16 protein-coding genes are annotated in these 17,594 nt (G+C 45.8%); all 16 read left to right on the top strand.

All coding sequences use genetic code 11. The features are described 5' to 3' along the window. Nucleotides 1–111: 111 nt before the first annotated feature. Nucleotides 112–2,784: a calcium-translocating P-type ATPase, SERCA-type gene (locus UJ203_RS06860; protein WP_322009343.1), complete on the top strand. Its 2,673-nt coding sequence runs from the start codon at nt 112–114 to the stop codon at nt 2,782–2,784. A gap of 84 nt (nt 2,785–2,868) precedes the next feature. Beyond that, nucleotides 2,869–3,744, top strand: coding sequence for a YicC/YloC family endoribonuclease (locus UJ203_RS06855; protein WP_322009341.1), 876 nt, complete (start codon nt 2,869–2,871; stop codon nt 3,742–3,744). Between the two features lie 76 nt (nt 3,745–3,820). Continuing rightward, on the top strand, nt 3,821–4,090 hold the full coding sequence (remA, locus tag UJ203_RS06850; RefSeq protein WP_003154355.1) for an extracellular matrix/biofilm regulator RemA: 270 nt from the start codon (nt 3,821–3,823) through the stop codon (nt 4,088–4,090). Nucleotides 4,091–4,097: 7 nt separating this feature from the next. Next, a complete protein-coding gene (gene gmk, locus UJ203_RS06845) occupies nt 4,098–4,712 on the top strand; it encodes a guanylate kinase (RefSeq protein ID WP_024121355.1) in 615 nt (204 codons plus the stop codon). Nucleotides 4,713–4,715: 3 nt separating this feature from the next. After that, the gene (gene rpoZ / locus UJ203_RS06840) at nt 4,716–4,919 is read left to right on the top strand and encodes a DNA-directed RNA polymerase subunit omega (protein WP_003221520.1); all 204 of its coding nucleotides are present in this window, start codon (nt 4,716–4,718) and stop codon (nt 4,917–4,919) included. Between the two features lie 78 nt (nt 4,920–4,997). Further along, on the top strand, nt 4,998–6,218 hold the full coding sequence (coaBC, locus tag UJ203_RS06835; RefSeq protein ID WP_322009336.1) for a bifunctional phosphopantothenoylcysteine decarboxylase/phosphopantothenate--cysteine ligase CoaBC: 1,221 nt from the start codon (nt 4,998–5,000) through the stop codon (nt 6,216–6,218). Then, nucleotides 6,215–8,632 (top strand): primosomal protein N', encoded by a 2,418-nt coding sequence (priA, locus tag UJ203_RS06830; RefSeq protein WP_322009334.1) that lies wholly within the window; start codon nt 6,215–6,217, stop codon nt 8,630–8,632. Before coaBC ends, priA begins: the two co-directional genes overlap by 4 nt. 26 nt (nt 8,633–8,658) lie before the next feature. Then, a complete protein-coding gene (gene def, locus UJ203_RS06825) occupies nt 8,659–9,141 on the top strand; it encodes a peptide deformylase (RefSeq protein ID WP_024121358.1) in 483 nt (160 codons plus the stop codon). A gap of 4 nt (nt 9,142–9,145) precedes the next feature. Beyond that, complete coding sequence (fmt, locus tag UJ203_RS06820; protein WP_059292801.1) at nt 9,146–10,099, top strand: methionyl-tRNA formyltransferase; 954 nt, start codon at nt 9,146–9,148, stop codon at nt 10,097–10,099. After that, nucleotides 10,086–11,429, top strand: coding sequence for a 16S rRNA (cytosine(967)-C(5))-methyltransferase RsmB (gene rsmB, locus UJ203_RS06815; protein ID WP_322009330.1), 1,344 nt, complete (start codon nt 10,086–10,088; stop codon nt 11,427–11,429). Before fmt ends, rsmB begins: the two co-directional genes overlap by 14 nt. A gap of 3 nt (nt 11,430–11,432) precedes the next feature. Beyond that, nucleotides 11,433–12,524, top strand: a complete 1,092-nt coding sequence (gene rlmN, locus UJ203_RS06810; protein ID WP_024121361.1) for a 23S rRNA (adenine(2503)-C(2))-methyltransferase RlmN — start codon at nt 11,433–11,435, stop codon at nt 12,522–12,524. Between the two features lie 6 nt (nt 12,525–12,530). Then, nucleotides 12,531–13,298: a protein-serine/threonine phosphatase PrpC gene (gene prpC / locus UJ203_RS06805; RefSeq protein WP_322009327.1), complete on the top strand. Its 768-nt coding sequence runs from the start codon at nt 12,531–12,533 to the stop codon at nt 13,296–13,298. After that, nucleotides 13,292–15,241, top strand: coding sequence for a Stk1 family PASTA domain-containing Ser/Thr kinase (pknB, locus tag UJ203_RS06800; protein WP_322009325.1), 1,950 nt, complete (start codon nt 13,292–13,294; stop codon nt 15,239–15,241). The genes prpC and pknB overlap by 7 nt, the downstream gene beginning before the upstream one ends. Nucleotides 15,242–15,255: 14 nt before the next feature. Next, entirely contained in the window at nt 15,256–16,158 is a 903-nt protein-coding gene (gene rsgA, locus UJ203_RS06795) for a ribosome small subunit-dependent GTPase A (protein ID WP_322009323.1), read from the top strand. A 3-nt stretch (nt 16,159–16,161) separates the two neighbouring features. Next, entirely contained in the window at nt 16,162–16,815 is a 654-nt protein-coding gene (gene rpe, locus UJ203_RS06790) for a ribulose-phosphate 3-epimerase (protein WP_101861202.1), read from the top strand. A 74-nt stretch (nt 16,816–16,889) separates the two neighbouring features. Continuing rightward, entirely contained in the window at nt 16,890–17,534 is a 645-nt protein-coding gene (locus UJ203_RS06785; protein WP_101861203.1) for a thiamine diphosphokinase, read from the top strand. The last annotated feature ends 60 nt before the right edge of the window (nt 17,535–17,594 follow it).

Genomic DNA, 17,594 nt, shown 5'->3' with positions numbered 1-17,594 from the left:
CCCTCTCATTCTTCCTGCATTCGATAATTATAGCATGAAATGGGACGAGTCAGAATAAGCATGCTTATAGAGTGATATCTCTATAAGAGAGCAGGGGAGTGGACGAGCGGAATGAAGTTTCATGAAATGGGACAAACAGATTTATTAGAGGCAACAAATACGTCCATGAAACAAGGATTAACTGAAAAAGAGGTGAAAAAACGCCTCGACAAGCATGGGCCAAACGAGCTTCAAGAAGGGAAAAAAACATCAGCGCTTATCTTGTTTTTGGCGCAGTTTAAAGATTTCATGGTGCTTGTGCTGCTTGCGGCAACATTAATTTCAGGGTTTCTTGGTGAATATGTGGACGCGGTTGCGATTATTGCGATTGTGTTTGTGAATGGCATACTTGGGTTCTTTCAAGAACGGCGTGCAGAGCAATCTCTTCAGGCATTAAAAGAGCTGTCAACTCCTCATGTGATGGCGCTCAGGGAAGGAAGCTGGACAAAGATTCCTTCTAAAGAACTGGTGCCGGGCGACATTGTGAAGTTTACAAGCGGCGACCGGATTGGAGCAGATGTCCGAATTGTCGAAGCGAAAAGCCTGGAAATTGAAGAATCAGCGTTAACCGGAGAGTCGATCCCGGTTGTGAAACATGCGGATAAATTAAAAAAACCCGATGTGTCGCTGGGGGATATTACGAATATGGCCTTTATGGGAACCATCGTCACCCGCGGCAGCGGTGTCGGTGTTGTCGTCGGTACAGGGATGAACACGGCTATGGGGAAAATCGCTGACATGCTTGAATCGGCGGGAACTCTGTCAACCCCGCTGCAAAGAAGGCTCGAGCAGCTCGGAAAAATTTTAATTGTTGTCGCTTTGCTGCTCACTGTACTTGTTGTCGCTGTCGGCGTGGTCCAGGGACACGATCTGTACAGTATGTTTTTAGCCGGTGTTTCGCTAGCGGTAGCCGCCATTCCAGAAGGGCTGCCAGCCATTGTGACAGTAGCGCTGTCATTGGGTGTACAGCGTATGATCAAGCAAAAATCAATCGTGAGAAAGCTTCCGGCGGTTGAGACGCTTGGGTGTGCCTCTATTATTTGTTCAGACAAAACAGGAACAATGACGCAAAACAAAATGACGGTCACACATGTATGGTCCGGAGGGAAAACGTGGAGAGTGTCGGGCACGGGCTACGATCCGAAAGGAGGCTTCACACTGAACGATAAAGAGGTCAGTGTGAATGAGCATAAGCCGCTGGAGCAAATGCTGTTATTCGGAGCGCTTTGTAACAACTCGAATATTGAGAATAGAAACGGTGACTATGTGCTTGACGGAGATCCGACAGAGGGAGCGCTGCTCACTGCGGCAAGAAAAGGCGGCTTTTCAAAGGAGTTTGTGGAATCCCATTACCGGGTGGTTGAGGAGTTTCCGTTTGATTCTGCACGAAAAATGATGACTGTCATTGTAGAGGATCAGGACAGAAAGCGCTATATCATTACGAAAGGCGCGCCGGATGTACTGATGCAGCGGTCCGCCCGTATTTATTATGACGGCTCTGCCGCCCCTTTCTCAAATGAGAGAATAGCAGAAACAGAGGCAGTATTACGGCAATTGGCTTCCCAGGCGCTCCGAACGATTGCGGTTGCCTATAGACCGGTAAAAGCAGGGGAAACACCGTCAATGGAGCAGGCGGAAAAAGATCTGACAATGCTTGGCCTTTCAGGCATCATAGATCCGCCGCGCCCTGAAGTCAGACAGGCGATTAAAGAATGCCGTGAAGCGGGAATTAAGACTGTCATGATTACAGGGGATCATGTTGAGACAGCGAAAGCTATAGCGAAAGATTTGCGCCTCCTCCCGAAAAGCGGAAAAATCATGGACGGCCAGATGCTGAATGAGCTTTCGCAAGAAGAGCTTTCTGACGTAGTGGAGGATGTGTATGTGTTTGCCCGCGTTTCCCCTGAGCATAAATTGAAAATTGTTAAAGCGTATCAGGAAAACGGACATATCGTTGCAATGACAGGAGACGGCGTCAATGACGCGCCGGCTATCAAACAGGCTGACATCGGTGTTGCAATGGGTATTACAGGAACGGATGTGGCGAAGGAAGCATCATCCCTCATTCTCGTAGATGATAATTTTGCAACCATTAAATCAGCGATTAAAGAAGGCAGAAACATCTATGAAAATATTAGAAAATTTATCCGATACCTGCTGGCTTCTAACGTAGGAGAAATTCTGGTCATGCTTTTCGCCATGCTGCTTGCCCTTCCTTTGCCGCTCGTGCCGATTCAGATTTTGTGGGTCAACTTGGTGACAGATGGATTGCCGGCGATGGCGCTCGGCATGGATCAGCCGGAAGGAGACGTTATGAAGCGGAAACCGCGTCACCCGAAAGAAGGGGTGTTTGCCCGCAAGCTTGGATGGAAGGTGGTCTCCAGAGGGTTTTTAATCGGTGCTGCCACGATTTTGGCTTTTATCATCGTGTATCACCGCAATCCTGAGAATTTGTCTTATGCGCAGACAATTGCGTTTGCAACGTTGGTGCTGGCTCAGCTCATTCACGTATTTGACTGCCGGAGCGAAACGTCCGTTTTTTCCAGAAATCCGTTTGAAAACTTGTATCTGATCGGCGCTGTATTGTCATCGATTTTACTGATGCTGGTGGTCATTTACTATCCGCCGCTTCAGCCGATTTTCCATACGGTTGCCATCACGCCGGGAGACTGGATGCTGGTCATCGGCATGTCGGCCATCCCTACTTTTTTGCTGGCGGGGTCACTTTTGACAAGAAAAAAATAAATTCATATGATATAATCTTAGGGGTAATAGCATGTCTATTGCCCTTTTATTTTGAGAACAGGGAAGAAATTGGGTGTTTTATTTATGATACGAAGTATGACAGGCTTCGGCAGTGCAAGCAAAACACAAGATGATCTCTCTGTAAGCGTTGAACTTAAATCTGTGAATTACAGGTTTAAAGAAGTGAACGCTCGTTTGCCAAGGCCTTTGCTATATTTAGAAGATAAGCTGAAACAGACGATTCTGCAGTACATACAGCGCGGAAGAATTGAGCTTTTCGTCTCCGTTGACAGTGATATGCTTGTAGAGAGAAGGCTTGACATTGATTGGCCGCTTCTCGATGAGTTTGTCGCAGCTGCAGAGAATATGAAAAAGCGATATCAATTGTCCGCAGAGCCTGATGTCATGGACTTCTTCAAGCTTGATCATGTCGTCCAGATTCATGAGGAACAGACTCAAAATGAAAAGCTTGAGGAGTTAATAACAGCTGCTGCAGAGGAAGCCGTAATAGGACTCTGTGAGATGCGCGAAAAAGAGGGGCTGCTTTTAGCCAAAGACTGTCTGATGCATATTGATCAGCTTGAAGAGCTGGCCGAAAAGACCGAATCTTTGGCAGCCGATGCGGTATCTCGTTACAGGGAACGGCTTTATGCCAGAATAAAGGAATGGACCGAAGACGTGTTGGATGAGAGCCGGCTTGTTACAGAATGCGCTATTTTTGCAGATCGCTCTGATATTACAGAAGAGATTACAAGACTGAAGAGCCACTTCGCTCAGTTTCGTGATATATTAGCTGAAGGCGGAGCTGTCGGGCGCAAACTCGACTTTCTTGTCCAGGAGCTGAATCGGGAAGCAAATACAATCGGCTCAAAAGCAAATGATCACCAGATCACAAAGCTTGTCGTCGAAATGAAAAGTTCTATTGAAAAAATAAAAGAACAAGTGCAAAATATAGAATAGTGACTGTGCGTATTGTTTACAGACGGACTTGCTAGGCTAAACTAGAGACGTCTATTTTACAGGGGGAACGTAGAAGATGACGATTAAACTGATTAATATCGGATTTGGCAATATTATCTCCGCCAATCGGATGATTTCGATTGTCAGCCCGGAGTCTGCGCCAATCAAACGGATGATCCAGGATGCAAGAGACCGCGGAATGCTAATTGACGCTACATACGGACGAAGAACCCGTGCAGTTGTCGTCATGGATAGTGATCACATTATCTTATCTGCCGTCCAGCCTGAGACAGTTGCACACAGACTTTCTGTTAAAGAAGAAATTATGGATGAAGGGCAGGGATAATTGCCGCATGAAAGAAAGAGGGTTATTAATCGTTCTCTCAGGTCCCTCAGGAGTTGGTAAAGGAACGGTTCGGCAAGCGATTTTTTCGCAAGAAGATACAAAATTCGAGTATTCGATTTCAGTAACAACGAGAAACCCGCGAGAGGGCGAAGTGAACGGAGTCGATTATTTTTTCAAAACGAGAGAAGAATTTGAGCAAATGATTGCAAACAATAAACTGCTTGAATGGGCAGAATATGTCGGCAATTATTACGGCACTCCTGTCGATTATGTTGAACAGACGCTCCAAGAAGGAAAAGACGTCTTTTTAGAAATCGAAGTTCAAGGCGCTCTTCAAGTGAGAAATGCTTTCCCGGAAGGTCTGTTTATTTTCCTTGCGCCTCCGAGTCTTTCTGAACTGAAGAACAGAATTGTGACAAGAGGAACGGAAACAGATGCTCTGATTGAAAATCGCATGAAAGCCGCAAAAGCTGAGATCGAAATGATGGACGCATATGATTACGTCGTAGAAAATGATAATGTCGAAACGGCTTGCGACAAAATCAAAGCAATCGTTCTCGCTGAACATTTGAAGCGTGAGCGCGTTGCACCAAGATATAAGAAAATGCTGGAGGTTGAATAACTGATGTTAGATCCGTCAATTGACTCATTAATGAATAAATTGGATTCGAAATACACGCTCGTAACTGTTTCTGCTAGACGCGCGCGTGAAATGCAAATCAAAAAAGACCAGATGATTGAACATACGATTTCACACAAATATGTAGGCAAAGCTTTAGAAGAAATTGATGCAGGCCTGCTTTCGTTTGAAAAGGAAGACCGCGAATAGTAGCACAAGTAGCAACCTATATCATGTAGGTTGTTATTTTTTTCCGTGCTGTTTTAAATTGCAGAGGGGGAGAAGTCATTGCTGAACAATCGAAATGTGTTGCTTTGCGTGAGCGGAGGCATCGCTGTTTATAAAGCCTGTGCGCTGACAAGCAAGCTGGTGCAGGCAGGGGCAAATGTTAAAGTCATTATGACTGAATCTGCGTGCCAGTTCGTTTCACCATTGACATTTCAGGCATTGAGCCGCCATGAAGTATATACAGATACATTTAAAGAACAAAATCCAAGCGTCATCTCTCATATAGACGCAGCTGACTGGGCCGACCTATTTATTGTTGCGCCGGCTACGGCCAATGTGATTGGAAAACTGGCCAACGGCATTGCTGATGATATGCTGACAACAACCTTATTAGCGGCAACAGCGCCGATATGGATTGCACCCGCCATGAATGTGCATATGTATGACCATCCGGCTGTCAAACGCAATATTTCTGTCCTTTATCAGGATGGTTTTCGTTTTATTGAACCGAGCGAGGGCTATTTAGCATGCGGTTACGTTGGAAAAGGAAGATTGGAAGAACCCGAAAACATCGTGAAGCTTGCGGAAAAGCATTTTGCAGAAGAAAAAGACGCGCCTTTAGAAGGCAAACAAGTGGTGATCACAGCAGGCCCGACACGGGAGGCAGTTGATCCTGTGCGCTTTTTCACGAATAAATCGACGGGTAAAATGGGATATGCATTAGCTGAGGCTGCGGTGCGGTTTGGTGCAAACGTGACCTTGATCTCAGGGCCGGTTTCGCTTGATGTTCCTAAAGGGCTTTCTCAGTTTATCCCTGTCCAATCGGCTGCGGACATGCGCGATGCGGTGCTCTCTGTGTATGAGAGAAGCGACGTCGTCATAAAAACAGCTGCTGTTGCCGATTTTACGCCAAAAACAGTATTTGACCAAAAAATGAAAAAACAAGACGGCGGAATGACCCTTGAATTAAAAAGAACAGTCGACATCTTAAAAGAATTGGGCGAGAAAAAACAGCATCAGCTGTTAGTCGGTTTTGCTGCTGAGACACAAGATGTGGAACATTACGCCCGCAAAAAGCTTTCTGCCAAAAATCTTGACATGGTTGTGGCGAATGATGTGAAAGCGGCAGGGGCCGGTTTTGGTGCTGATACGAATATTGTGACGCTCTTTTTCAAAGACGGGCGCAAACGCGAGCTGCCGAAGATGTCTAAGCTCGATGTTTCGTTTGACATTCTTGGAGAAGTCGCAGCCCTCTTAAAACAAACCGGAGAGCACTCATGAATTTTGCCGAAGTCATCGTTGATGTCAGCACCAAAAATATAGACAGGCCGTTTGATTACAAAATCCCAGACCATCTTAAAGGTATGATCAAAACGGGAATGAGGGTCATTGTTCCGTTTGGCCCCCGTAAAATTCAAGGGTTTGTGACAGCTGTCAAAGATACGTCTGATCTCTCAGGTAAATCTGTCAAAGAAGTGGAGGACTTATTAGATCTTACGCCTGTTTTAACAGAAGAGCTGATGAATTTGTCTTCATGGCTGTCAGACAAAACGCTGTCTTTTAAGATTACGGCGCTTCAAGCGATGCTGCCTGCCGCATTAAAGGCAAAATATGAAAAAGAGCTGAAGATTGCGGAAGGTGCGGATATCCCGCCGCAGGTAGAACGGCTGTTTTCTGAAACAAAGAGCTTGCTGTATTCCGATATACCTGATCACGATACGCTGAAAATCATCCAGAAGCAGGTTCAAAAAGGCCATATCGATGTAACTTATAAGGTGGCGCAAAAAGCGAACAAAAAAATGGTCAGGTATATTCAGGTCAATGCCGGTAAAGAAGAGCTCTCCAAGCAGGCTGAGGGTTTATCCCGACAAGCGGCCAAACAGCAGGCGATCCTGCACTTTTTCATGACGGAACCGGAAGGCACGAAATTACCTGCAGCGGACCTGTGCAAAAAAACAGACGCAAGCTCGGCCACCATCAAGACCCTGCTCCAAAAGGGGCTTCTGAAAGAAACCTATGAAGAGGTTTACAGAGATCCCTATCAGGACAAAATGTTCAAAAAAACAGAGCCGCTGCCGCTGACAGACGAGCAGAGCGCGGCCTTTCAGCCGATACGCCGGACGTTAGACAACAATGAACATCAAGTGTTTCTCCTGCACGGGGTGACAGGAAGCGGCAAAACGGAAATTTATCTCCAGTCGATTGAAAAAGTGCTTGCGAAAGGAAAAGAAGCCATCGTACTTGTACCGGAAATATCGTTAACGCCGCAAATGGTTCATCGATTTAAAGGGCGCTTCGGCTCTCAGGTAGCCGTGATGCACAGCGGGTTATCCACTGGTGAAAAGTATGACGAGTGGCGCAAAATCCACCGCAAGGAAGTACGGCTTGTCGTAGGCGCGAGGTCCGCTATTTTTGCCCCGTTTGAAAATCTCGGGATGATTATCATCGATGAGGAGCATGAATCGTCCTATAAACAAGAGGAAATGCCGCGCTACCATGCGAAAGAGGTAGCGATCAAGAGGGCGGAGCACCACCGCTGTCCGGTTGTGTTAGGCAGTGCTACACCGACGTTAGAGTCATATGCACGGGCGCAAAAAGGAGTGTACGAGCTGCTTTCGCTGAAACACCGCGTCAATCACCAAGTGATGCCTGAGGTTTCGCTTGTGGATATGAGAGAGGAGCTCAGAAACGGCAATCGCTCTATGTTTTCAATAGAATTGATGGAAAAGCTTGAAGAAACCATTGCCAAGGGTGAACAGGCTGTGCTGTTTTTAAATAAAAGGGGCTATTCCTCCTTTGTAATGTGCAGGGACTGCGGATATGTCCCGCAATGTCCTCACTGCGACATTTCCATGACGTATCACCGTTCCGGCCAGAGGATGAAATGCCATTATTGCGGACATGAAGAGCCTGTTCCGCATACTTGTCCTGAATGCGGTAGCGATCATATCCGTTTTTTCGGAACGGGAACACAAAGAGTGGAAGAAGAATTAACAAAGGTGCTGCCACATGCAAGAGTCATACGGATGGATGTTGATACGACCTCTCGGAAAGGTGCCCATGAAAAATTATTGTCTGCTTTCGGAGAAGGCAAAGCAGATATTCTTCTTGGAACGCAAATGATTGCGAAAGGGCTTGATTTTCCGAATGTGACACTTGTCGGAGTCTTAAGCGCTGACACAACACTGCACATTCCTGATTTCAGATCCGCTGAAAAAACGTTTCAGCTGCTAACACAAGTCAGCGGCCGCGCGGGAAGACATGAAAAACCCGGCAATGTCATCATTCAAACGTATACACCGTCCCATTACAGCATCCAGCTGACGAAAACGCATGATTATGAAACGTTTTATCAGCATGAAATGGCGCACAGGAGGGAGCAATCCTACCCGCCGTATTACTATTTGGCTCTTGTGACGGTTTCTCACGAGGAAGTGGCAAAAGCGGCTGTAACCGCTGAGAAAATCGCACACTTTCTGAAAGCAAACTGCGGGGCAGATACGAAAATACTCGGTCCAAGCGCATCGCCGATCGCCAGGATCAAAGATAGATATCGCTATCAATGCGTGATAAAATATAAACAGGAAACCCAGATATCAGCTTTATTGAAGAAGATACTGGAACATTATAAACGGGAAATTGAACAAAAACATGTAATGATTTCAATTGATATGAATCCTTATATGATGATGTAAGATCTCACGTCTTGGAGGGTAATGAATTGGCAGTAAAAAAGGTCGTCACACATCCCGCGGAGGTTTTGGAAACGCCCGCGGAAACCGTGACTGTTTTTGATAAAAAGCTAAAAAAACTGCTTGATGATATGTACGATACCATGCTCGAAATGGATGGAGTCGGACTGGCAGCGCCGCAGATCGGTATTTTAAAAAGAGCGGCTGTTGTTGATATCGGAGAAGAAAGCGGCAGAATTGACCTTGTGAATCCGGAAATTCTTGAACAAAGCGGCGAGCAAACCGGAGTTGAAGGATGCTTGAGTTTCCCCGGCGTCTACGGAGATGTCACACGTGCCGATTATGTGAAAGTGCGGGCGTATAACCGTCAAGGAAAACCGTTTATTCTTGAAGCAAGAGGCTTTTTCGCGAGAGCCGTGCAGCATGAAATGGACCACTTGGACGGCGTGCTGTTTACATCAAAAATAAGCAAATATTATACAGAAGATGAACTAGCGGATATGGAAGGATGATTTGATGACGAGAATCGTGTTTATGGGAACACCCGATTTTTCAGTTCCTGTGTTAAAAACCCTGATAGATGACGGATATGAAGTAGTGGGGGTCGTCACGCAGCCGGACCGTCCGAAGGGCAGAAAAAAAGTGCTCACGCCTCCGCCGGTGAAGGAAGAAGCTTTGCGTCACGGTATCCCGGTTCTTCAGCCTGAAAAAGTCAGACTGAAAGAAGAAATTGAAAAGGTGCTGGCATTAAAACCGGATCTTATTGTGACGGCAGCGTTTGGGCAAATTCTGCCTAAAGAGCTTCTCGACAGCCCTAAGTATGGATGCATTAATGTCCATGCGTCTCTTTTGCCTGAACTGAGAGGCGGGGCTCCTATCCATTATTCCATTCTCCAAGGAAAGAAAAAAACCGGAGTTACCATTATGTACATGGTGGAAAAATTAGATGCAGGCGATATGATTTCTAAAGTGGAAGTAGACATTGAAGAAACCGATAATGTCGGAACCCTGCACGATAAATTAAGCGTTGCTGGCGCGAAGCTTCTGTCTGAAACAGTTCCTCAAGTTATAGCCGGCGACATATCACCTGAAAAGCAGGATGACGAGAAAGCGACGTATGCGCCAAACATTAAAAGAGAACAAGAGCTGATTGACTGGTCCAGAGCGGGGGAAGAGCTTTATAATCAAGTTCGAGGTTTAAACCCATGGCCTGTTGCCTATACGACTTTAAATGGACAAAACCTGAAAGTGTGGGCGGCCAAGAAAACAGCGGCGCCGGCGAAAGCCGAGCCCGGCACAGTCATTGCTATTGAAAAAGAAGGAATTATCGTCGCCACAGGAAACGATACGGCACTGTTATTAACAGAGCTGCAGCCTGCCGGCAAAAAACGCATGCGAGGCGAAGACTTCGTCCGTGGCGCCCATGTTGAGACAGGTGATATGTTAGGAGTACACAATGAAAACAAATAGCGTTCGCGATATTGCGCTGGAGGCGCTGGTCAAATTAGAACAAAATCAGGCATACAGTAACCTGCTTCTGAAATCGGTTATTAAATCCAATAAACTGAGCGATCAGGACCGGGGGCTTTTGACTGAACTCGTGTACGGTACATTGCAAAACAAAATCGCGCTGGATTATATGCTCAAGCCGTTTATCAACAAGCCGCAAAAGGTGAAGCCGTGGGTTATCCAGCTTCTCCGCCTGTCCCTATATCAAATGGAATATTTAGAAAAAATCCCGGATCGGGCAGTCATCCATGAAGCGGTAGAGATTGCTAAAAACCGAGGGCATAAAGGCATTGCCTCATTTGTGAACGGCGTGCTTCGCTCTATTCAGCGTGAAGGAGTCCCTTCCTTTGACGCTATCGAAGATCCTGTTCTCAGGCTTGCGACAGAAACCAGCCATCCTGAATGGCTCGTGAAAGAGTGGGCAGACGCATACGGATTTGATGCGGCTGAAAAGATTTGCCGCATTCATCTCATTCCGCCTAAGCAAACGCTGCGTATCAATCAAATGAAAACAGACAGAGCGGAGATACTTGATCAAATGGCAGCTGAAGGAATCGAAGCAGAAAAAGGTGATCTCGCCGAGGATGCTGTGAAGCTTGTAAAGGGAACAATCGCCGGAACTCACTTCTTCCAGACCGGTGAAGTGTCCATCCAGGATGAAAGTTCCATGCTGGTTGCCCGGGCCCTTGACCCTAAGCCAGGTGAAACGGTGCTTGATGCGTGCGCGGCGCCGGGCGGAAAGTCAGCCCATATCGCTGAATTAATGGAGAACAAGGGAAGTGTGACATCGCTTGACCTTCACAAACATAAGGTGAAGCTGATCAAAGAAGCGTCAGAACGGCTTGGCCTTTCCATTATTGATGCGAAAACAATGGACGCGAGAAAAGCGGGAGAAACGTTTAAAAGTGAACAGTTTGACCGTATTTTGATTGACGCTCCATGCTCAGGCTTTGGCGTGATCAGAAGAAAGCCGGATATGAAATACACCAAAACCCCGAATGACAGCTCCCGGCTTGCTGAAATCCAGCTGTCTATTTTAAGGGAAATTGCGCCATTAGTAAAAAAAGGTGGCACTCTTGTCTACAGTACGTGTACAATGGATCGGACAGAAAATGAAGAAGTTATCCATGCGTTTATACAAGAACATCCTGATTTTGAACCCGATTTGTCTCTTGAAAAGCGGCTGCCCGAAAAGGCGAGACCCTTTGTTCGGGATGGGAGGCTTCAAATCCTTCCGCATTATTTCGGAACAGATGGTTTCTTTATTTGCAGCATGAGAAAGAAGGGATAAGCAATGACAGAACTTAAAAAAACAAAGATCAGAAAAGAATTGCGGACAGAGCGTCCTTCAATTTATTCTTTTGAATTAGACGAAATCAAACAATGGCTGACAGACAACGGAGAGAAACCGTTCCGCGCGGCACAGATTTTTGAATGGCTTTACGAAAAACGAGTATCTTCTTTTGACGAAATGACAAACCTGTCAAAGGATCTGCGTGAGAAATTAAACACTCATTTCGTATTAACGACGCTGAAAACAGCAGTTAAACAAACTTCTCAAGATGGTACGATGAAGTTTTTATTCGAGCTTCACGACGGTTATACAATCGAAACTGTTTTAATGAGACACGAGTATGGTAATTCTGTATGTGTAACGACACAAGTCGGCTGCCGCATTGGCTGCACATTCTGCGCATCAACGCTCGGCGGCTTAAAACGAAATCTTGAAGCGGGCGAAATTGTCGCTCAAGTGGTGAAAGTTCAAAAAGCGCTGGATGAAACGGATGAACGCGTCAGCTCTGTCGTCATCATGGGAATTGGCGAACCATTTGATAACTTTAACGAAATGCTTGCCTTCTTAAAAATCATTAACCATGATAAGGGACTGAATATCGGTGCCCGCCATATTACTGTTTCTACAAGCGGAATCATCCCGAAAATTTACGAATTCGCTGATCAGCAAATGCAGATTAACTTTGCGATTTCTCTGCACGCGCCAAATACAGAAATCAGAAGCCGTTTGATGCCGATTAACAGAGCGTACAAGCTGCCTGATTTAATGGAAGCCGTTAAATATTACATTAATAAAACAGGACGCCGGATCAGCTTTGAATACGGTCTGTTCGGCGGCGTAAATGACCAGGTCGAGCACGCTGAAGAGCTTGCAGACTTGCTGGAAGGCGTAAAATGCCACGTGAACTTGATTCCGGTAAACTATGTGCCTGAACGGGATTACGTCCGCACACCGCGCGAGCAGATTTTTGCTTTTGAGAAAACGCTGAAATCCCGCGGAGTAAATGTCACGATCCGAAGAGAACAAGGCCATGACATTGACGCAGCCTGCGGTCAGCTTCGCGCGAAGGAGCGTCAAGACGAGACGAGGTGATGAGGGTTGTTAACAACAGCCTTAAAAACAGATACAGGGAAAATCCGCCAGCATAATGAAGATGATGCGGGTATTTTTAAGGGGAAAGACGATTTTGTATTAGCGGTTGTCGCTGATGGCATGGGCGGCCATCTTGCTGGAGATGTTGCAAGCAAGATGGCTGTGAAAGCCATGGGAGAGAAATGGAATGAGGCAGATACGATTCCTGCGGCGCCGTCAGAATGTGAAGAGTGGCTCATTGAACAGATTCTCGCGGTAAACAGCAAGATTTACGATCATGCCCAAGCGCACGAAGAATGCCAAGGCATGGGAACAACCATTGTATGCGCTCTTTTCACAGGCAAAACGGTTTCCGTTGCTCATATAGGCGACAGCAGATGCTATTTGCTGCAGGACGATCTTTTCGTTCAGGTGACAGAGGATCATTCTCTTGTGAATGAACTGGTTCGCACCGGTGAAATCTCCAGAGAAGATGCTGAGCATCATCCGCGCAAAAATGTGCTGACGAAGGCGCTCGGAACAGATCAATCTGTCAGTATTGACGCACGTTCTTTCGAAATTGAACCCGGAGACAAACTCCTTTTATGTTCTGATGGACTGACGAATAAAGTGGAAGTCACTGAATTAAAAGACATCCTGCAAAGCGATTCAGCTCCTCAGGAAAAAGTAAACCTGCTTGTGGACAAAGCCAATGAGAATGGCGGGGAAGACAATATTACAGCAGTGTTGCTTGAGCTTGCTTTACATGTTGAAGAGGGTGAAGATCAGTGCTAATCGGCAAGCGAATCAGCGGGCGTTACCAGATTCTCCGTGCCATAGGCGGCGGGGGAATGGCCAACGTTTATTTAGCTGAGGACATTATTCTTGATCGTGAAGTCGCAATCAAAATCCTGCGGTTTGACTACGTGAATGACAATGAGTTTATCAGGCGTTTCCGAAGAGAAGCCCAATCGGCATCAAGCCTTGATCACCCGAATATTGTCAGCATTTATGATTTGGGCGAGGAGGATGATATTTACTATATTGTCATGGAGTACGTAGAGGGCATGACGCTAAAAGAATACATAACAGCAAATGGGCCGCTTCACCCCAAAGAAGCGCTCAGCATCATGGAGCAAATTGTCTCAGCCATTGCCCATGCCCACCAAAATCATATTGTCCACAGGGATATTAAACCGCATAACATTTTGATCGACCATATGGGCAATATCAAAGTAACGGATTTTGGAATTGCGACTGCACTGACTTCGACAACAATCACCCACACCAATTCTGTGCTGGGCTCAGTCCATTATTTATCCCCAGAACAGGCGCGGGGCGGTCTGGCCACAAAAAAATCAGATATTTATGCGCTTGGGATTGTCTTATTTGAGCTGTTAACCGGCCGAATCCCGTTTGATGGAGAATCGGCTGTCAGCATCGCCTTAAAGCATCTTCAGGCTGAAACCCCTTCAGCGAAAAGGTGGAATCCCTCAGTACCCCAAAGCGTTGAAAACATCATATTAAAGGCAACCGCCAAAGATCCTTTTCATCGCTATGAAACTGCTGAAGATATGGAAGAAGATATTCGAACAGCTTTTGACGCGGACAGGCTCAACGAAAAGAAATTTACGATTCAAGATGATGAAGAAATGACGAAAGCGATTCCGATTATTAAGGATGAAGAGCTTGCGAAAGCTTCTAATGAAACCGAAGCTGACATGACATTTCCTCAAGAAAACCAAACGAAGAAAAAAGCTAAGAGAAAAAAATGGCCGTGGATTTTGCTCACCATATGTCTGATTTTTATCACGGCAGGAGTTCTCGCCGTCACTGTTTTTCCTTCTCTTTTTATGCCAAAGGATGTCAAAATACCCGATGTAGCAGGGATGGAATATGAGAAAGCGGCAGATCTTCTAGAAAAAGAAGGCTTGCAGGTAGATTCAGACGTTTTGGAAATCTCAGATGAGAAGATCGAAGAAGGCCTGATGGTCAAAACCGATCCTAAAGCCGAGTCCACTGTTAAAGAAGGAGCAACGGTTACGCTTTATAAGAGTACAGGTAAAGCAAAAAAGCAGATCGGTGATGTGACGGACCAATCAGTCGACAAGGCAAAAAAAGTGTTAAAGGAACAGGGCTTTAAAAATGTAACGGTGGATGAAGTAAATAATGATGAGAAAGACGCCGGCACTGTCATAGACCAGAATCCGTCAGCAGGGACCGAACTTGTGCCGGACGAAGATCAAGTTAAGCTCACAGTCAGCATCGGGCCGGAAGATATTACGCTCAGAGATTTAAAAACATACAGTAAAGAAGCAGCCTCAGGATATCTGGAAGATAACGGGCTCAAGCTGGTGGAAAAAGAAGCGTACTCAGATGACGTTCCGGAAGGACAGGTTGTCAAACAAAAACCGGCAGCGGGAACGGCGCTAAAGCCGGGAAATGAGGTCGAAGTGACATTTTCTCTCGGACCTGAGAAGAAACCGGCGAAAACAGTGAAAGAAAAAGTCAAGATCCCATATGAGCCTGAAAACGAAGGGGACGAGCTTGAGGTGCAAATCGCAATTGACGACGCAGACCACAGCATTTCTGACACTTACGAACATTTTAAGATTAAAGAGCCCGTAGAACGGACGATCGAACTGAAGATTGAACCTGGCCAAAAAGGGTACTATCAAGTGATGGTAAATAATAAAGTCGTCAGCTACAAAACAATTGAGTATCCGAAAGATGAATAACAAGGAGGGAAAATATGCCTGAGGGCAAAATTATTAAAGCGCTTAGCGGCTTTTATTACGTACTGGATGAATCAGAGGATTCAAATAGCGGAAAAGTTATACAATGCAGAGGAAGAGGCATTTTCAGAAAAAATAAAATCACCCCTTTGGTCGGTGATTATGTTGTTTATCAAGCTGAAAATAATAAAGAAGGATATCTTCTGGAGATTAAAGAAAGAACCAATGAACTTATCAGGCCGCCGATCTGCAACGTTGATCAAGCGGTGCTTGTTTTCTCGGCGATGCAGCCATCTTTCAGCACAGCATTGCTCGACCGTTTCTTGGTTCTCGTAGAAGCGAATGACATCCAGCCGATTATTTGTATTTCAAAAATGGATTTAATTGAAGATCAACATACACAAAAGCTCATTCAAGCGTATGCTGAAGACTACCGTAACATTGGCTATGACGTATATCTTACCTCTTCTAAGGACCAAGACAGTTTAACGGAGATCATCCCGCATTTCCGCGGCAAAACAACGGTCTTTGCCGGCCAGTCGGGGGTTGGAAAATCCTCGCTTCTCAACGCGATCAGTCCCGAGCTGGGTTTGAGAACAAACGAGATTTCCGAGCATTTAGGCCGCGGGAAGCACACAACCCGCCATGTGGAGCTCATTCACACGTCCGGAGGTCTGGTTGCGGATACGCCGGGTTTCAGCTCTCTTGAGTTTACAGACATAGAAGAAGGAGAGCTGGGCTACACCTTCCCTGATATCAGAGAAAAAAGCGCATCATGCAAATTCAGAGGGTGTTTGCATTTGAAAGAGCCGAAATGTGCAGTCAAACAAGCTGTTGAAGAAGGGGAATTAAAGCAGTACCGCTACGACCATTATGTTGAATTTATCACAGAGATCAAAGACAGAAAGCCGAGGTATTAGATCATGGTAAAGATTGCACCTTCTATTCTTTCCGCTGATTTTGCCGCTTTAGGCAAAGAGATTCAAGATGTAGAAAAAGGCGGAGCCGATTACATTCATGTTGATGTCATGGACGGCCATTTTGTCCCGAATATTACGATTGGGCCGCTGATTGTAGAAGCCATTCGTCCGGTGACGAAACTGCCCCTCGATGTACATTTAATGATTGAAGAGCCGGATCGTTATATCCCGGCTTTCGCAAAAGCTGGAGCAGATATCCTGTCTGTACATGCTGAAGCCTGTCCGCACCTTCACCGGACAATCCAGCTTATGAAAGAGCAGGGTGTAAAAGCTGGCGTTGTCCTGAATCCGCATACACCTGTTCAAGTAATTGAGCATATTTTTGAAGAACTTGATCTCGTTCTCTTAATGACGGTGAACCCTGGATTTGGCGGACAGAAATTTATTCATTCTGTTCTTCCGAAAATAAAAGAAGTGAAACGAATGGCAGAGGAAAAAGGGAAACATGATCTGCTAATTGAAGTAGACGGCGGCGTCAACAAAGAAACAGCCCCGCTAGTCATCGAAGCGGGCGCAAATTTACTTGTTGCCGGTTCTGCTGTTTATGGCCAAACTGACCGCGAAAAAGCTATTTCTGAGATAAGAGGAAGCAAATAAGCAGCAGGAGAAAGAGCCGGGCGCATTTAGCCCGAGCTCTTTTTCCTGTACCCAGAAGCAGAAAGGAAAAAGAGATGAGAAAAATCAATATCGTTGCGGGAGGCCCAAAAGATTTGATCCCCGACCTGACTGGTTATACGGCTGATCACACGATCTGGGTCGGGGTTGACAAGGGCACAGTCACGCTTTTAGATGCCGGCATCATTCCTGATGAAGCTTTCGGAGATTTTGACAGCATTACGGAGCAGGAACGCCGGCAAATCGAAAAAGCCGCGCCCGCTCTCCATGTGTACCAGGCAGAAAAAGATCAAACTGATTTAGACCTCGCTCTTGATTGGGCCCTCGAAAAGCAGCCGGATGTCATTCAGATCTTCGGTATTACGGGAGGCAGAGCAGATCACTTTTTAGGAAATATTCAGCTGCTGTACAGGGGAGTAAAAACAAATTCGAAAATGAAGCTTATAGACAAACAGAATGATATTCAGATGTTCTCTCCAGGCGAATATTCTCTTCTTATCGATCAAAACAAACGGTATATCTCCTTCATCCCATTTACAGAAGAAGTGGATGAGCTGACTCTCATCGGTTTTAAATATCCGCTAAATAAGTGTCATATTACGCTTGGTTCAACACTATGTATTAGTAACGAACTCATTCATTCACGAGGTACTTTTTCGTTTGCGAAAGGCATATTAATAATGATAAGAAGCACGGATTAGCTTCTGCTTCACTCATTTGTTGAAATTAATGAACCTTAAAGCGATGAACAGGCGGTTACG

Source organism: Bacillus sp. V26 (assembly GCF_034296245.1).
Taxonomy (GTDB): Bacteria; Bacillota; Bacilli; order Bacillales; family Bacillaceae; genus Bacillus; species Bacillus halotolerans.
This window is presented reverse-complemented; position numbering and strand designations above follow the sequence as displayed.

Coding starts and splice junctions, on each gene's coding strand:
- priA (WP_322009334.1), top strand. CDS start 6,215: ATGAATTTTGCCGAAGTCATCGTTGATGTCAGCACCAAAAATATAGAC.
- rpoZ (WP_003221520.1), top strand. CDS start 4,716: ATGTTAGATCCGTCAATTGACTCATTAATGAATAAATTGGATTCGAAA.
- rsgA (WP_322009323.1), top strand. CDS start 15,256: ATGCCTGAGGGCAAAATTATTAAAGCGCTTAGCGGCTTTTATTACGTA.
- remA (WP_003154355.1), top strand. CDS start 3,821: ATGACGATTAAACTGATTAATATCGGATTTGGCAATATTATCTCCGCC.
- gmk (WP_024121355.1), top strand. CDS start 4,098: ATGAAAGAAAGAGGGTTATTAATCGTTCTCTCAGGTCCCTCAGGAGTT.
- rsmB (WP_322009330.1), top strand. CDS start 10,086: ATGAAAACAAATAGCGTTCGCGATATTGCGCTGGAGGCGCTGGTCAAA.
- UJ203_RS06855 (WP_322009341.1), top strand. CDS start 2,869: ATGATACGAAGTATGACAGGCTTCGGCAGTGCAAGCAAAACACAAGAT.
- rpe (WP_101861202.1), top strand. CDS start 16,162: ATGGTAAAGATTGCACCTTCTATTCTTTCCGCTGATTTTGCCGCTTTA.
- UJ203_RS06860 (WP_322009343.1), top strand. CDS start 112: ATGAAGTTTCATGAAATGGGACAAACAGATTTATTAGAGGCAACAAAT.
- UJ203_RS06785 (WP_101861203.1), top strand. CDS start 16,890: ATGAGAAAAATCAATATCGTTGCGGGAGGCCCAAAAGATTTGATCCCC.
- fmt (WP_059292801.1), top strand. CDS start 9,146: ATGACGAGAATCGTGTTTATGGGAACACCCGATTTTTCAGTTCCTGTG.
- rlmN (WP_024121361.1), top strand. CDS start 11,433: ATGACAGAACTTAAAAAAACAAAGATCAGAAAAGAATTGCGGACAGAG.